This window comes from Onishia taeanensis, from assembly GCF_013349955.1.
Classification (GTDB): Bacteria; Pseudomonadota; Gammaproteobacteria; order Pseudomonadales; family Halomonadaceae; genus Onishia; species Onishia taeanensis_B.
In genome coordinates this window covers 169,038-184,492 of record NZ_JABVXC010000005.1, presented here as the reverse complement: position 1 = coordinate 184,492, position 15,455 = coordinate 169,038, and the positions used below count along the sequence as shown (strand labels likewise).

Here is a 15,455-nt window from a genome sequence, read left to right as displayed (position 1 = left end):
GCTCCCGCGCTAGGCTCGCCAGGCAAGGCAGGCATGCCTTCTCGACTCCTGCCCGGCGCTGATGTTCACCCGAACCTCGCCCTGCTTCATACCCCCAGCATTTTACGGCACCATTGACCTCCGTCTCATCGCTGCGAAGGAATCGCCATGCCCCTTAGTCTCTCCCAGGGAACCGAGCTCAGCCCCGGCTTCATGGTGATCCACGGCAATCGCCTGGAAACGCTGCGCGACCTGGCGGTGGAATGGCTGCGGACTCATCCGCTGGGGCCGCTGGAAGACGAAGTGATTCTGGTGCAGAGCAACGGCATCAGCCAGTGGCTGAAGCTGGCGCTGGCCGCCGACCCGCCTGCCGGCGCCGGCATTGCCGCGGCGATGGACGTCACCCTGCCGGCCCGCTACCTGTGGCAGGCCTATCGTGCAGTGCTGGGCTCCGAGGCCGTGCCGCCGGCCTCGCCCTTGGATAAGCCACGCCTGATCTGGCGGTTGATGCGCCTGCTGCCAGAACTGACCGATGACGCCACCTTCGCGCCCCTGGCGCGCTTCCTGGCCGACGACGATGACCTGCGCAAGCGCCACCAGCTCGCCGAGCGCCTGGCCGACCTGTTCGACCAGTACCAGGTCTACCGCGCCGACTGGCTCGCCGCCTGGGCCGAGGGCCGCGACAAGCTGATCGACGCCCGCGGCCAGACACGTCCGCTGGCCGAGGACCAGTGCTGGCAGCCGGCGCTATGGCGGCGGCTGCGCGATGATATCGGTGAGGGTGGGCTCACCACCAGCCGTGCCTGGGTGCATACCCGCTTCCTCGAGGCCTGCCGCGAACTGACGCCCGACACCCTGAACAAAGAGACGCGCCCCGCCGGGCTGCCGCGCCGGGTGGTGGTATTCGGCATTTCCTCACTGCCCCGCCAGACACTGGAGGCCCTGGCCGCGGTGTCGAAGGTCACCCAGGTACTGCTCTGCGTGCACAACCCCTGTCGCCACTACTGGGCAGACATCATCGAGCACAAGGACCTTTTGCGGGCCGCCCGCCGGCGCCAGCGCCACCGCCCCGGCATGCCGCTGGAGCTCGATGACACCCAGCTGCACCTGCACGCCCAACCGCTGCTGGCCGCCTGGGGCAAGCAGGGCCGCGACTATCTGCGCCTGCTCGACGAGTTCGACGACCAGGACGCCTACCGGGCTCTGTTCGACGCCGAGGCGCTGCGCATCGACCTGTTCGACTCGCCCGCCGACGGCGAGACCACGGGACTACTGCAGCAACTTCAGGACGACATCCTCGAACTGCGGCCACCCCAGGAGACCCGCGAGACCTGGCCGGCGGTAGACCCGGCCCAGGATCGCAGCCTGCGCTTTCATGTTGCCCACAGCGCCCTGCGCGAAGTCGAGATCCTCCACGATCAGCTACTGGCCGCCTTCGACGCCGACCCCACGCTGCGCCCGCGAGACGTACTGGTGATGGTGCCGGACATCGACACCTACGCCGCCGCCGTGCAGGCGGTATTCGGCCGGCTGCCCCAGGACGACCCGCGCCATATTCCCTTCACGCTCTCCGACCAGACCAGCCGCCACCGTCAGCCACTGCTGGTGGCGCTGGAGACATTGCTGCACCTGCCGGAATCGCGCCTCACGGTCAGTGACCTGCTCGATCTACTGGAAGTGCCCGCCCTGCGCGGACGCTTCGGCCTGGCCGCCGACAACCTGCCGGTGCTGCGCCGCTGGATCGAGGGCGCCGGCATCCGCTGGGGGCTCGATGCCGAGCAGCGCGCCCAGCTCGACCTACCCGGCGGGCTTACCGCCAACACCTGGGCCTTCGGCCTGCGCCGGCTGCTATTGGGTTATGCCGTCGGCGACACGGCAGACGGCCCCTGGCACGACATCGAGCCGTTTGGCGACATCGGCGGCCTGGAAGCGGCGCTGGCCGGCCCGCTGATGGACCTGCTCGACGCCCTCGAAGCCCAGTGGCGCGCGCTCTCCGAGCCCGCCGACGTGGGCACCTGGTGTCGCCGCCTGCGCGACCTGCTGAGTGAGTGCTTCACCGCCGAGGACGAGGCCGACCTGGCCACCCTCAACCGCCTGGGCGAACTGCTGGAAGACTGGCAAGAGACCACCGAGGATGCCGGCCTCACCGAGGCGCTGCCGCTCTCGGTGGTGCGAGAGCACTGGCTTGGCCAGCTCGACGAAGCCAATCTCTCTCAGCGCTTCCTGGCCGGTGCGGTGAACGTCGCCACCCTGATGCCGATGCGCGCCATCCCCTTCCGCCACGTCTGCCTGCTGGGCATGAACGACGGCGAGTACCCGCGTGTGCAGCGCCCGCTGGACATCGACCTGATGGGCCAAGATTACCGCCCCGGTGACCGCTCGCGCCGCGAGGACGACCGCTACCTATTCCTCGAGGCGCTGCTCTCGGCCCGCGACAGCCTGATGATCAGTTGGGTCGGCCGCAGCATTCACGACAACGAACCGCGCCCGCCCTCGGTGCTGCTCGGCCAACTGCGTGACCACCTGGCCGCCGGCTGGAAGCTGGCCGGTTCAGAAGAAGGCAACGACACCGGACAGACGCTGGTCGACGCCCTGACCACAGAGCATCCGCTGCAGCCGTTTAGTCGGAAATACTTCCGTGCGGGGTCGGGCACGGTAGAAAGCCGCGCGGGGTCGGGCGCGGTTGAGAGCTTCTCGGGGGAGCGAGGCCTGTACACCTACGCCCATGAATGGCGGGCAATCCACACTGGCCAGCCATCTCCCGAAGCCGCCGTCGATGGTCAGCTACCATCGATGGAGATCGACACGGCGCTGCCACTGGCGCGCCTTTCCGGCTTCTTAAAAGACCCGGTCAAAGCCTTCTTCACCACCCGGCTCGGCGTCTACTTGGAGCGCGAGGCACTGGAAAGCCCGGACCACGAGCCCTTCGCCCTGAACGGCCTGGACCACTGGCAGCTCCAGCAGGCGCTGATCGAGTCTGGGCGCCGTGCCGTGGATGCGGCCGAGCCGCCGACGCCCGTCATTCACGACACCCTGGAGCGCCTGGAGCGCGAGGGCCGCCTGGCCATGGGCGGTTTCGCCGAGCTGATGCGCGAGCAACTGGTCGAGCCGCTGGACAAGGTGCTTGGCGACTACGCCGATCAACTCGAAGCCTGGCCCTTCGCCTGGGAGAGCCCGGCGGCGGTGTCGTTGGAGCTGGCCACCAACGAAGGCACGCTGGCCGTGGAGGACTGGCTGGACGGCCTGCGCGAAAACGAAGACGGCGAACGCTGCCGGCTGGTGCTGATGACCAGCAGCCTAGTTAACAAGGGCAAATACAACTGGAAGCACTGGCTGGCCCCCTGGGTCGCGCATCTGGCCAGCCAGCTCGCCCTTGGCCCCATGACCACGGTGCTGCTCTCCCGCGCCGGCGGCGGCACCCTGGCACCGCTGGACGCGACTGCTGCACGGGCCCATTTGCAGGCCATCGCCCGCGCCTGGCGCGCCGGCATGACCGCCCCGCTGCCACTGGCCCGGGATACCGCCTTCGCCTGGCACGAGAAGGGCGGCGACGATAGCGCCTTGGCCCGCGTCTTCGGTGGCGATGAAGGCTCTTCACAGACAGACAAGGCAGAGGAAGCCGATCTCAAGGCCTGGAAGGCCGCCGTTCAGGTATTCGAGGGCAACGACTACACGCCCGGCGAACGCGACCGCGATCCCTACCTTGCCCGCCAGTGGCGCGACCTCGAAAGTCTCGCGCGCCATCAGGCCGCCGGGCGGCACTTCACCGAGTTGACGAATGCGCTCTACGCCCCGCTGCACGATGCGGTAAAAGCCAAGGGCGGCGGCGATAAAAAGAACCCAAAGAACGGTAGCAAGGGCCAGGGAGGCAAGGCATGACGATGACGGAAGACAAACAAGTCGCCGAGACGCCACGCCTCGACCCGGTGGCGCTGCCGCTCACCGGCAGCCGGCTGATCGAGGCCAGCGCCGGCACCGGCAAGACCTTTACCATCGCCCTGCTCTATCTACGCCTAGTGCTTGGTCCCAGACTCTCGAACAAAGAGCACGAAGCCGACGCGGCCAGCTTTCCCCGGCCGCTGACGCCGCCGGAGATCCTGGTGGTCACCTTCACCAACGCCGCCACCCAGGAGTTGCGCGACCGCATCCGCGCCCGGCTGGTCGAGGCAGCAGACGCCTTCCAGCCAATCGACGAAGACGGGGCGCCGGGGGCAGGTCAAAGCGGAGGTCATTCGACAGGGATGTCGAATGTAGCGTCCAGGGAAGGATTCACAGCGCCTCCGCGAGGACCTGCCACCGACATAGCGACGCAAGAGACAGGCGATCTGTTCGCCGAACCGGCGGTGGATAACTCGCAACCTGAAGAAGATGCGCCTCCCAGCAGCGATCCGCCGGGCGGCGACCCGCCGGGCGGCGACCCGCCGGGCGGCGATCCGCTGCTCGCCCTGCGCGACAGCTACCCCCGCGAGAGCTGGCCGACCTGCGCCCGGCGCCTGCGGCTGGCCGCCGAATGGATGGACGAGGCCGCCGTCTCCACCATCCACGCCTGGTGCCACCGCATGTTGCGCGAGCACGCCTTCGATAGCGGCAGCCTGTTCGCCCTGGAGATGTCACTGGACCAGTCGGAGATGGACCTGGAGATCGCCCGGGACTACTGGCGCAGCTTCTATTACGACCTCGACCCCGAGGCGCTGCAGATCATCGCCCGCTACTGGACCACCCCGGACACCCTCAACGACACCGCCGGCCGGCTGCGCACCCACGCCGCCGCCCTGCCCGCCGCTCCGCCACCCTTCGAGGCGCTGGCCAACTACCGCGAGCAGCGCGCCGCGGCGCTGGCCGAAATTAAGGCGCCCTGGCCGGCCTGGCTCGACGAGCTGGAAGCACTTCTGGAAGAAGCTAACAACCGCAAAGCCTTCGATGCTCGTAAACTCAATGCCAAGAACCGCGCCAAATGGATCGGCGATCTTCGCGACTGGGCGAATGACCCCGAACTCGCCAAGCCGGCACTGACCGACGCCGCCTGGAAGCGGCTGACGCCCGAGGGCATCGCCGAGATATGGAAGGAAGATCCCACACCGAACCTGCCGGCGTTGGAGGCCCTGGAAGCGCTGCCGGATAAGCTTGCCGAGCTGCCCGACCCCTTCGCCGACCTGCTCGCCCACGCCGTGCACTGGATGGCCGCGCGACGCGAGACCGTCCAGCGCCGCCGCGCCGAGCTCGGCCCCGACGACCTGCTGCACCGGCTGGACGCCGCCTTCGCAGGCGAGGCCGGCAAGACCTTGGCCAAGCGCATCCGCGAGCAGTTCCCGGTGGCGCTGGTCGACGAATTCCAGGACACCGACCCGGTGCAATACCGGCTGTTCGCCCGCGTCTATGAGCTGGCCGAGAATCGTGGCGCCGCTGATGACGGTGAAACGAGCGCGGCTTCGGGCGCTGAAAATGGCGCGGCTTCGGGCGCTGACAAAAGCGCATTGCTGTTGATCGGCGACCCCAAGCAAGCGATCTATGCCTTCCGCGGCGCCGATATTCACACCTACCTTCAGGCCCGGCTCGACACCGCCGGCCGCCACGTCACCCTGGGCACCAACTTCCGCTCCGCCACGCCGATGGTCGAGGCAGTCAATCGAGTGTTCGAACATGCCGAACAGAGCGAAGCCGGCGCCTTCCTGTTCCGCCGTGGAAACGATAATCCGGTTCCGTTTGCACCAGTGGACGCGAATGGCAGGAAGGATGCTCTGGTTAGACACGGTTCGCCCCAGCCGGCGCTAACGCTCTGGCACCTGGACGCTGAAGACACCCTGTCGAAATCGGCCTATCTCCACGAGCTGGCCGGGCGCTGCGCTACCGAGATGGCCAGTCTCCTGCGCGAGGGCCAGGCCGGCCAGACCGGTTTCACACAAGACGGCGAGCTGCGCCCGCTGGCGCCGTCGGACCTGGCCGTGCTGGTCAACAACGCCGGCGAGGCCCGCGCCATCCGGGCCGCCCTGCTGGCCCGCGGCATCCGCAGCGTCTATCTCTCCGACAAGGAAGGCGTGTTCGAGACCGAGGCAGCCGCCGAGCTGGAGGTGTGGCTGGCCGCCTGCGCCGCCCCAGACGACGAGCGCAGCCTACGCGCCGCCCTGGCCACACCAAGCCTCGGGCTATCACTTTCCGAACTCGACGCCCTGAATGGCGGCCCCCAGCAGGACGAACTGGCCTGGGAGGCGCGGGTAATGCAGTTCCGCGACTACCACCGCCAATGGCAGCGCCGTGGCGTGCTGCCCATGCTGCATCGACTGCTGGCCGACTTCGCGGTGCCCGGCCGTCTGCTGGCGGTGCCCGAAGGCGAGCGACGGCTCACTGACCTCTTGCACCTCGGCGAACTGCTGCAGGAGGCCAGTACCGAGATCGACGGCGAGCACGCCCTGCTGCGCTTTCTTGCCGAGTCCCGCGCACACCCGCAGGCCCAATCCGACACCCACCGCCTGCGCCTGGAGAGCGACGCCGACCTGGTGCAGGTAGTGACCATCCACAAGTCCAAGGGCCTGGAGTACCCGCTGGTGTTCCTGCCCTTCATCGCCGCCTTCCGCCCGGTGAAAGCCGGCGACCTGCCGCTGCGCTGGCACGACGACGACGGCCACCTGCGCCTGACGCTGTCCGCCGACGAAGCGACGCTGGCCCGCGCCGACCACGAGCGCCTGGGCGAGGATCTGCGCAAGCTCTACGTCGCCCTGACCCGCGCCCGCCATGCCACCTGGCTCGGCCTGGCGCCGCTGGAGGCCATGGAGCGCAGCGCCGTCGGCCACCTGATCGCCGGGGGCGAGGCGCTGACGCCGGATAACCTGCGCCCGGCGCTCGAAGCGCTGGCCGACAAGAACCCTGGCGATTGTGCCCAGAGAGTCACGGTGCAGGACGCCCCAGAGGCCGATGCCACGCCGGTGGAGCTTGCCAGCGATGATGTGCCGCTGGGTGAGGCCCGCGCGCCCACTCGAAAGATCCGCGAGCACTGGTGGATCGCCAGCTACTCGGCGCTGCGCACCGGCGCCACCCCGGATGAGGACAGCTCAGGAGCAGACGACGAGGCCGAGCCCTCCCCCGAGCCCACCACCGCCGATGAGGCGACGGCCATGGAGGTGATCCACGAGCCCTTCGATGCCAACGCCGCCACGGTGAGCGAAGGCTCGCTTCACCGCTTTCCCCGCGGGCCCTCGGCGGGCACCTTCCTGCACGGCCTGCTGGAATGGGCTGGCGAAGAAGGCTTCGCCCAGGTGTCCGAGGACGAGGCGCTACGCGCCGATACCCTGGCCCGGCGCGCCAACCGCCGCGGCTGGGAAGGCCAGATCACCGCACTCGAACAGTGGTTGCCGGAGCTTTTGACCACACCGCTACCGGTGCCGCCCCCTAGCGATGGCGAGGCCGCACCGCTGCGCCTCGCTGCTCTAAACGGCGCCACCGACTACCGCGTCGAGCTGGAATTCTGGTTCGCCGCCCATAAGGTCGACACCCGCCAACTGGACGCCCTTGTAAGCACTCACACACTCGGTGGGCGCCCAAGGCCAGCGCTCGAGCCCGATACGCTCAACGGCATGCTCAAGGGCTTTATCGACCTGGTGGTGGAACACGAGGGGCGCTTCTATGTGCTCGACTGGAAGTCCAACCACCTGGGCGCGGACGATGCCGCCTACACCGAGGCGGCGATGTTTGAGGCCGTGCTTGAGAAGCGCTACGACGTGCAGTACTGCCTCTACCTGCTGGCCCTGCACCGGCTACTCAAGGCCAGGCTGCCGGACTACGATATCGAACGCCACCTGGGCGGAGCGCTTTACGTCTTCCTGCGCGGCACCCGCGCGCCCTCCCGTGGCGTACACGCCGAACGCCCGCCAAGCGAGCTGATCCTAGCGCTCGATGCCCTGTTCAGTGCCGAGGAGGCCGCCACATGATGCCGACATCTTCCAACGCCTCCCCGGTCAATACCGACGCCCCGGAGACCGCGCTGATTCAAGCGCCCGAATATGCGCTGGCCGATCACGCGGTGCTGTTCGCCCTGCTCGACCGCTGGGTGGAGCGCGGCTGGCTGCGATCGCTGGACCGCGCCTTCGCCGCCTTTCTGCATCGCGAGGCGAGCCGCGAAAGCAGGGAGAGTAAAGGGAGCCCGGTAAGTGAGGCCTCACCCCTGCTGCTGCTGGCGGCGGCGCTGGCCAGCCACCAGCTCGGCCGCGGCCATGTGTGTCTCGACCTGGCTCAGACCCTGGCCACCCCGGACCTGGCGCTCTCGCTGCCGCCAGAGGGCGATAGCCTGGAGGACCCTCCACCGTTGCCCAGCCGGGTGATGACTGCGCTGGAGCTCGACGCCTGGCGCGCGGCGCTTTCTCAGCCCGAGCTAGTGGCCGAAGGCCCCGGCAGCACGCCGCTGGTGCTGGCCGGCACCAATGCGCGCCCACGCCTCTACCTGCGCCGCTACTGGCAGCACGAGCAGGATATTCACAGCCGGATTGTCGCAAGGCTCGGGGGAACGGATAACGACGACGCCCCGGATGCGGCTCGCTTACGCCCGATCCTCGATGCGCTGTTTCCCGAGCCCACACAGCCCGCGCCGCTCGACTGGCAGAAGGCCGCCTGTGCCCTGGCCGGCCGCTCGCGCTTCGCGGTGATCACCGGCGGACCCGGCACCGGCAAGACCACCACCGTGGTACGCTTGCTCGCCCTGCTGCAGGCACTGGCGTTCGGTGAAGACGAGGGGGAAGGAAAGCAGGCCCTGCGCATTCGCCTGGCTGCGCCCACCGGCAAGGCCGCCGCCCGGCTCAACGAGTCCATCGCCAGCCAGGTGGCCAAGCTCGAACTCGACGGCCTGGACGACGATCCCGAGCGGCTGCGCGAGGTGATTCCGAAAGAGGTGAGTACGCTGCATAGATTGCTCGGCTCGCGCCCCGATACCCGCCGCTTCCGCCACGACCGCCACAACCCGCTGCCGCTGGACGTGCTGGTGGTAGACGAGGCCTCGATGGTGGACGTGGGCATGATGGCCGCGATGCTCGAAGCGCTGCCGCCCCGGGCGCGGCTGGTGCTGCTCGGCGACAAGGACCAGCTCGCCTCGGTGGAGGCCGGCTCCGTGCTCGGCGACCTGTGCGCCCGGGCCGAGGGCGGCCACTACACCCCGGCCACCGCCGAGTGGCTGGCCGAGGCCACCGGCCAGCCGCTGCCAAGCGACACCCTGGACGCCGACGGCCAGCCGCTGGACCAAGCCATCGCCATGCTGCGCGTCAGCCACCGCTTCACGGCAGATAGCGGCATCGGCCAACTGGCCGCCGCTATCAACCTGGAAGCCGAGCCCGCCGCCAAGCGCAAAGCGATTGGCGACGCCCTCAACCACGGCTTCGCCGACCTTTCGCACCTGAAGCTTTCCGCCGACGACGAGCGCGGCCTGGCCCGCCTAGCGGTGACCGGCTGCCCCGAGCGTTTTCCCCATGCCGGCCAGGGCCGAGTACATCGCGACGAAACGCTGCCGCCGCCGGTGGGCTATCGCCACTTCCTGAGCGTGATGGCCGAGCGGCGCCCAACCGACGACGCCGAACAGCAGGACTTCGATGACTGGGCACGTGCCGTGTTGGCAGCCCACGGCGACTTCCAGCTGCTGTGCGCGCTGCGCCGTGGCTCATGGGGCGTGGAAGGCCTGAACGAGCGGGTGCGCCAGGCGCTGGAGCGGGAGAAGCTGATCGACAGCCAGGACGGCCGCCAGCGCTGGTACCCCGGCCGCCCAGTGCTCGTCACCAAGAACGACTACGGCCTGGGGCTGATGAACGGCGATATCGGCATCACCCTGGATATGCCGCGCCCGGGCGCCTCGCCCGGCGACGACAATCGCCGCCTGCTGCGGGTCGCCTTCCCCGCCGGCGACGGCACCGACCGCATCAAGTGGGTGCTGCCCAGCCGCCTGCAGTCGGTGGAGACGGTGTTCGCGATGACGGTGCACAAATCACAGGGCTCGGAGTTCACCCACGCCGCCCTGGTGCTGCCCGACGCGCCGAACCCCATCCTCACCCGGGAGCTGGTTTACACCGGCATCACACGCGCCCGCCACTGGCTAACGCTGGTGGAAACTGGCCGCGGCCAGCTGATGGACACGGCGCAGAGACGGGTGATGCGGGTGAGTGGGCTGGGGAGCTGATGGGCTTCGGCTCTCTTATTCAAGCCAATGTTTAGGTCTGCTTTCAGCCAAAAGCAGTCGTTAACGATTGGCAATTACCAGTCATGATTAGCCTAGGGTAACGCAGGAAGGTCGTGCCCCACTAGCATATCGACTTGCATGACTGCAATGATGTGAAATATTTTATTTGCCACGACTTTTATGACCACTTTAATTCGACACATTCCTATAAGCAAAGGATAGAAAATTGAGAAAAGAAAAAAGAACCCTTGACGACATTGATATTTCTGACGATTACAAACTGGAATATATCAGGGAGAGATCAAGACTAGATTTCGAGTCAACAGAGACCTGGTTGTATTTGGCTGCCGATGCTGCAAATAATACTTTTGCAAAAGTAGGGCTGACTATGGGAGATCTGTCAGCCAGATCGTACAGTTCCGGCAACCCGAGGTATTATTTGTTTTGTGCATTTAAGTGCAGACATGACTTACAGAAATCCGAGTTGAAAAGCATCGAAGATGATGTGCTGTCTAAACTGGAAGATCGTTACAGGTATGATGATGGTTCAACAAAACGGGAAAGTTTTTATGAGTCGGGAAGAAAATCCGAATGCTTTTACGACATTGACTTTTTGGGATTTTTCATGGACTTTCATTTTGAAATATATGAAAATCACAGAAGTAGTTTTGTAATCAGCGGCATGAGCGATGGATTTGGAAGCACTGATGGTGAGTTCGTGGACTGTATTTTTAACCCCAAGGTAAGTGATCCGCATTATTATAGACGTATGATTATTCAGTACTAGCGATGCGGTATTTTATATGCGAAAGAGCGCCCAATATTGGAAAAAACGGGGACAGCCCCCGATTATCCACCCACGCCGCGCTGGTGCTGCTCGACGCGCCGAACCCCATCCTCACCCGGAAGCTGGCCTACAATGTCATCATCCGAACCCGCCACTGGCTGACGCTGGTGGAAACTGGCCGCGGCCAGCTGATGGGCGCGGCGCAGCGGCGAGAGATGCGGGTGAGTGGGGTATGAGCTGGTGCAAGTTCTTTTGCCAAACGAGCAGTTAATCATCCGAAACCCGACACACATCAGGATCTAAAAGCATACTTTCTTTCTCGTTCCTCGAATGCAAGCTGACCGCCTTCTAGAACTTCACATATATGCTCTCGAATCCCATAAGCCTTTAGAACAGACGGTGCTTGTAAGTTTATGAACGTGTACTCAATAGCGCCGGAGACATACTCAAACTTACAGCTTTCATTTTCCACACCCCTTTGCTGCCCAGATTGATTCGCAACAACAACGCATTCCGAATCAGTAGACACAACCATGTTTGCGTTATGTGTAACCATTATTATTTGCCGCCCCACTTTTCTTTCTCTAACAAAATCTCTAAGCTCATTATACACAGTTCGGTTGTCTAGATTATCTTCAGGCTGATCAATAAGAATTGGATGGGAAGAATTGCTGAGATGAAGTATAAGATTAATCAAAACCAAACCACGCTTACCTGGCGACATAGATATAATGTCATCATCTTTATACAAAAGATCGAAAGATATATAAAAGCAATCTTGCAGCAAATTTCTTAATAATGCTTCTTCATCAACACTCTTTTTAACTTTTTTCGATATTTTAGAAAAATCACGAGTTTTCTCTACAATCTCAAATATCGATTCAATGTGACTATCTTTTCTATATTTATATCTATTAGCTTCGTCTATAGAACAGCCCAGCAAACTACTCAGACTACCCCTACCATCAAAACAGCCAATGAAACTATCAAAGCGATCGTGATCAAACTCAACGCTTGCTATTAGCTTAATCACTTCGCTATCTACATCTGCGGCATCATTAAAAACACCCTCCATATCTTTATATATAGAAAAAAGATGTGAATATAGATTACGTAGCTGTGCAGCTATATCTCCGCCTTGTTTTCTCACCAACTGAACATCTTTTTCAGCTTCTTCAATCGACTTGAGCTTTAGCTCTTGTTTTTTCAGAAAAGCTTGGAGATCTTTCAACTCTTCTTGGCTTTTTATCTTTTTTGAAAACTGTTCGAGAGCCGTAGAGGTTGCTACTTCTTGAGCTTTCAGCTTCTCACACAACTTTTCTGCGCGACTTCTTGCAAAACCAACTTCTTGTTGGATGTCAAGCTTTAACTTAGAGAGCCCCCCGGAGACCGTCGAAGCTAGTTTCTCGGAAACACTGATTTTTGGAGAACTATTTGCATCACCTAAATAAATTCCAACATTTGACAATGATGATTCAATCTCATCAACAAGGTTATCACCCAACTCTTGAAGGTTAGAGGAAAACAGCTCTATTGAAACTTTACGCTTTTCTATCCTAGACAACCTAGAAGACAGGCTCTTGTATTCTTGGTGCTCTTCAGGTGTAAACCCAGAAGATTTTTGAACGCGCTCAATTTCATTATTTATCCGCTCTATTTCTTTTTTGACAGACTCGAAATCTCCGATATTTTCTAATTCTTTTTTTGCTCTTGAATACTGATGCCTCAACCCAACTAGCTTGGCCACAGCCGATCCAATTCTTTCATTTGTAACATCGCGCTCTTTATAAAGACTCTCCACTCTTTGCTTGACAGAAGCATCTTGGAATATAACTTCTAAAACCAGCTCGTTAAGCTGATCCCTACCGTTCTCTTCAGCAAGCTTGTTAATATACAACTGGGGTATATAAGTAATTGGCTTTTGTGCATTCCTCTCCTTCAACCTCTGAACACTACCATCGGCCCAAAGAACTTCAAAGTCAAAAGCCTTCTCATCAAACAACTCATTATAGCTGCTAGCTCCCGCCAGAGATCGCTTTTTTTCTGTTTCATCGCGGTTTGCGGTTTTTGCGATATGGTACAACAACAACGATTTACCCGACGACTTCCCACCAATTATTGAAGTTAGCTCAGGGTTGACATTTATTTCACCCTCTTGAAACAAACCTTTTCCAGAGCTATCGATAAACCTTACCGAATCTATAACTTCATAACCAGTCTTCTTGCTAGGACAAGTCTCTTGTATAGCAACTCTAAACTGTGGTTCAAAAACAACTTGCTTGAGCCCTTCAAAAGTCAAGTCAGCTTTTATCCAAGTATTCCTATTTTCATCAGGATTAAACAAGCCTTCATAACTATGCGCATCTGATCCCCAAATACATGCCTTGGGCAAACCGAATTCTTTTTTGAATTCGGAAACAGTGCCGTGAAATCCACCCAACAGAAATTTTCGTGTATTTTTATTTGAGGAGAAAACCAGCTGGCTTTGTTGAATTAATGTTTTCCTGAGCCCATGTCCAGCTGAATCCCAACTGACTATACTAAGATCTTCATCACAAGGAAGGGCTAGCAAATATTTCCTCTTAAGCCTTGCATCAGAATATAATATATCTGCAATTTCTCCTGAGTCTACAGATGCATTGCATATCCCGACAGCTAGTGGGTTTTTCCCAGAAAACTTGGGGTGCTGATCAATCAATTGGCGCCCATAAGCTTCCAAGTTAGACTTGGACAACCCCCTTCTTTCCGCTCTTTGCCCAGGTATAGCCTGAATTTCGAACTCAACGCGAGAAAGAAACTCTTCCTCTATAACTTCTGGAGTCAACTCATTTGAGAGAAGCACATGAAAGTTAGTTTTTCTATTCCACTTTAAGTCAACTTCATTCCCAATAACAAGCTTATTAAGACGAAACTCAAGATTAGGAAATACAGCTATTTTTCTTATTTTTTCTACCTCTTCATCAGAAAACAAACACTTTAATTTTTTCTCATCATTCAAATAATCTTTCACCAGCTTTTTATACCCATCAATAATACAGTAATCTGTAATACCAATAGCCTCCACTCCACGCTCAATGGCAGACTTAAACAGCCTCACCACATACTCATCAAAATCTTCGCCGAACTGATTGTTCAATATCGAGTATGGGGTATGGACGTGCATATCCCACTTTCGCCACAATGAGCCTTTAGGATCATTCATAACCAGCAACCTTATTTTCAAATCTGTATATTTAAAACACTGTATTTACAAATCATTCCATCAGTGATTTTTATGTTCCCAAAGACTTTTTAGCTAGCACTTTCCCGAGGTGAAATATCAGCTTCCCACCAAGATTCTATTTCTCGCAAGCAGCTTGTTCATGAAACCAAGCCACATCCACCAGTGAGTAATAGTTGATACCGCCCTTGAACGGACAGTGGGTGACGGTAGAGGAAACCGAGAGCTTCGACATATCCACACCCGCACGCGGCAAATATTGTCTAGGTGGATAACCACGTCACACAATTCGATGGCGTTGCGGGTATCGGCGAGCAGAGTGTCACCATCGAGGATGCGAACCCGCCGGGAATGCGGATGCAGGGTAATGCGAGGTTCGGCGGTGTGATCGGCCATCGGCAGTTCCCTTGCGTATAGGCTGGTCCATCAGCCTAGAACGAGGGAGTCAGAATGTCACTGTTTGGCGACAATTTCACTTAGGCTTTTGATCAACGTCAGTATCATGAGAATGGCCCACTAAACATCAACCGAGCCATCGAATGCTTGGCGCTAACACCACTTGCCCATCATGAGGTGGCGATATTGGGCTGAGGGAAACTACCAGGATGAGTAAGGAGCAGCGGAGCGGCGCCGCTGCCGGACCTGGAGGGTTCGCTGGGCTCGTCTAGCAGCGAGGGCTTAAGCAAACGGTGGCCTGATCAAGCGAACTACAGCTGACGCGATGCGTCACGGCGTATTTTCAAGTTCCATATGCAGCAATGGATAGGGCTTATCCAGGCCGTCGAGCGGGGAGCGGTCTTTGACGGTAAAACCTTTGTGCTGGTAGAAGCCCAGCGCCTGTGGGTTCTGTTCGTTAACGTCTACCTTGGTGGCGCCTTGGGCCGTTACCGCATCATCCAGTAGTAAGGAGCCGATGCCCTCCCCGCGTGCCTGCGGTGCGATGAACAGCATTTCTATATTGCCGTCGTGCACGCCACAGAAGCCTAGGATTTCACCACTTCCGCCTTTTACGCAGGTTAAACCGACCGCGCCGAAATACTGCTCGTAAATGAGCGGCTTCAGCTCCAACAGGTCCTGTTCGCGCAAGAAATCATGGGTTGCCCTGACCGATGCCTCCCAGACATCCAGCAGCTCACGATAGTCGGCTTTCCCTACGCTCTCGACGTTCATCAAACATTCCCTTGTTGCTTCTTGTACCGCTACTGCGCCGATAAAAGACGCCATGCCGCCCGCCGCTGTCAAACGATGAACGCGCTGGGGCGCAGCCAAGGTGGCGTTTAACCAGGTCGACGACTGGATGGTGTACCTGCACGTCATCGACG

General features: G+C 60.2%; 8 protein-coding genes. 5 read left to right on the top strand and 3 right to left on the bottom strand.

The window, feature by feature from the left end; translation table 11 throughout:
- Positions 1 to 147 precede the first annotated feature (147 nt).
- The 5 genes from recC to HUS66_RS08615 all read left to right on the top strand — a co-directional run bounded on the left by recC (position 148) and on the right by HUS66_RS08615 (position 11,149).
- Positions 148 to 3,858 carry an exodeoxyribonuclease V subunit gamma gene (recC, locus tag HUS66_RS08635; RefSeq protein WP_175070507.1) on the top strand — a complete coding sequence of 1,237 codons (3,711 nt, stop codon included), beginning with the start codon at positions 148 to 150 and terminating at the stop codon, positions 3,856 to 3,858.
- A gap of 2 nt (positions 3,859 to 3,860) precedes the next feature.
- Positions 3,861 to 7,901, top strand: coding sequence for an exodeoxyribonuclease V subunit beta (gene recB / locus HUS66_RS08630; RefSeq protein ID WP_425340079.1), 4,041 nt, complete (start codon positions 3,861 to 3,863; stop codon positions 7,899 to 7,901).
- A complete protein-coding gene (recD, locus tag HUS66_RS08625) occupies positions 7,901 to 10,126 on the top strand; it encodes an exodeoxyribonuclease V subunit alpha (RefSeq protein ID WP_175070555.1) in 2,226 nt (741 codons plus the stop codon). Before recB ends, recD begins: the two co-directional genes overlap by 1 nt.
- Before the next feature lie 226 nt (positions 10,127 to 10,352).
- Positions 10,353 to 10,913, top strand: coding sequence for a hypothetical protein (locus HUS66_RS08620; RefSeq protein ID WP_175070505.1), 561 nt, complete (start codon positions 10,353 to 10,355; stop codon positions 10,911 to 10,913).
- Positions 10,914 to 10,996: 83 nt separating this feature from the next.
- On the top strand, positions 10,997 to 11,149 hold the full coding sequence (locus HUS66_RS08615; protein ID WP_175070504.1) for a hypothetical protein: 153 nt from the start codon (positions 10,997 to 10,999) through the stop codon (positions 11,147 to 11,149).
- A gap of 56 nt (positions 11,150 to 11,205) precedes the next feature.
- Here HUS66_RS08615 and HUS66_RS08610 read toward each other — a convergent pair whose 3' ends face one another.
- The 3 genes from HUS66_RS08610 to HUS66_RS08600 form a co-directional block, all read right to left on the bottom strand.
- A complete protein-coding gene (locus HUS66_RS08610) occupies positions 11,206 to 14,115 on the bottom strand; it encodes a TrlF family AAA-like ATPase (RefSeq protein WP_175070503.1) in 2,910 nt (969 codons plus the stop codon).
- 136 nt (positions 14,116 to 14,251) lie between these two features.
- Positions 14,252 to 14,368 (bottom strand): DUF427 domain-containing protein, encoded by a 117-nt coding sequence (locus tag HUS66_RS17805; RefSeq protein WP_254628753.1) that lies wholly within the window; start codon positions 14,366 to 14,368, stop codon positions 14,252 to 14,254.
- Positions 14,369 to 14,859: 491 nt separating this feature from the next.
- On the bottom strand, positions 14,860 to 15,303 hold the full coding sequence (locus HUS66_RS08600) for a GNAT family N-acetyltransferase (protein ID WP_175070502.1): 444 nt from the start codon (positions 15,301 to 15,303) through the stop codon (positions 14,860 to 14,862).
- Positions 15,304 to 15,455 lie beyond the last annotated feature (152 nt).

What these genes read in the sequence shown, in the direction of transcription:
- recC (WP_175070507.1), top strand. Translation starts at nt 148, where the DNA reads ATGCCCCTTAGTCTCTCCCAGGGAACCGAGCTCAGCCCCGGCTTCATG.
- recD (WP_175070555.1), top strand. Translation starts at nt 7,901, where the DNA reads ATGCCGACATCTTCCAACGCCTCCCCGGTCAATACCGACGCCCCGGAG.
- HUS66_RS08600 (WP_175070502.1), bottom strand. Translation starts at nt 15,303, where the DNA reads ATGAACGTCGAGAGCGTAGGGAAAGCCGACTATCGTGAGCTGCTGGAT.
- HUS66_RS17805 (WP_254628753.1), bottom strand. Translation starts at nt 14,368, where the DNA reads ATGTCGAAGCTCTCGGTTTCCTCTACCGTCACCCACTGTCCGTTCAAG.
- recB (WP_425340079.1), top strand. Translation starts at nt 3,861, where the DNA reads ATGACGGAAGACAAACAAGTCGCCGAGACGCCACGCCTCGACCCGGTG.
- HUS66_RS08610 (WP_175070503.1), bottom strand. Translation starts at nt 14,115, where the DNA reads ATGAATGATCCTAAAGGCTCATTGTGGCGAAAGTGGGATATGCACGTC.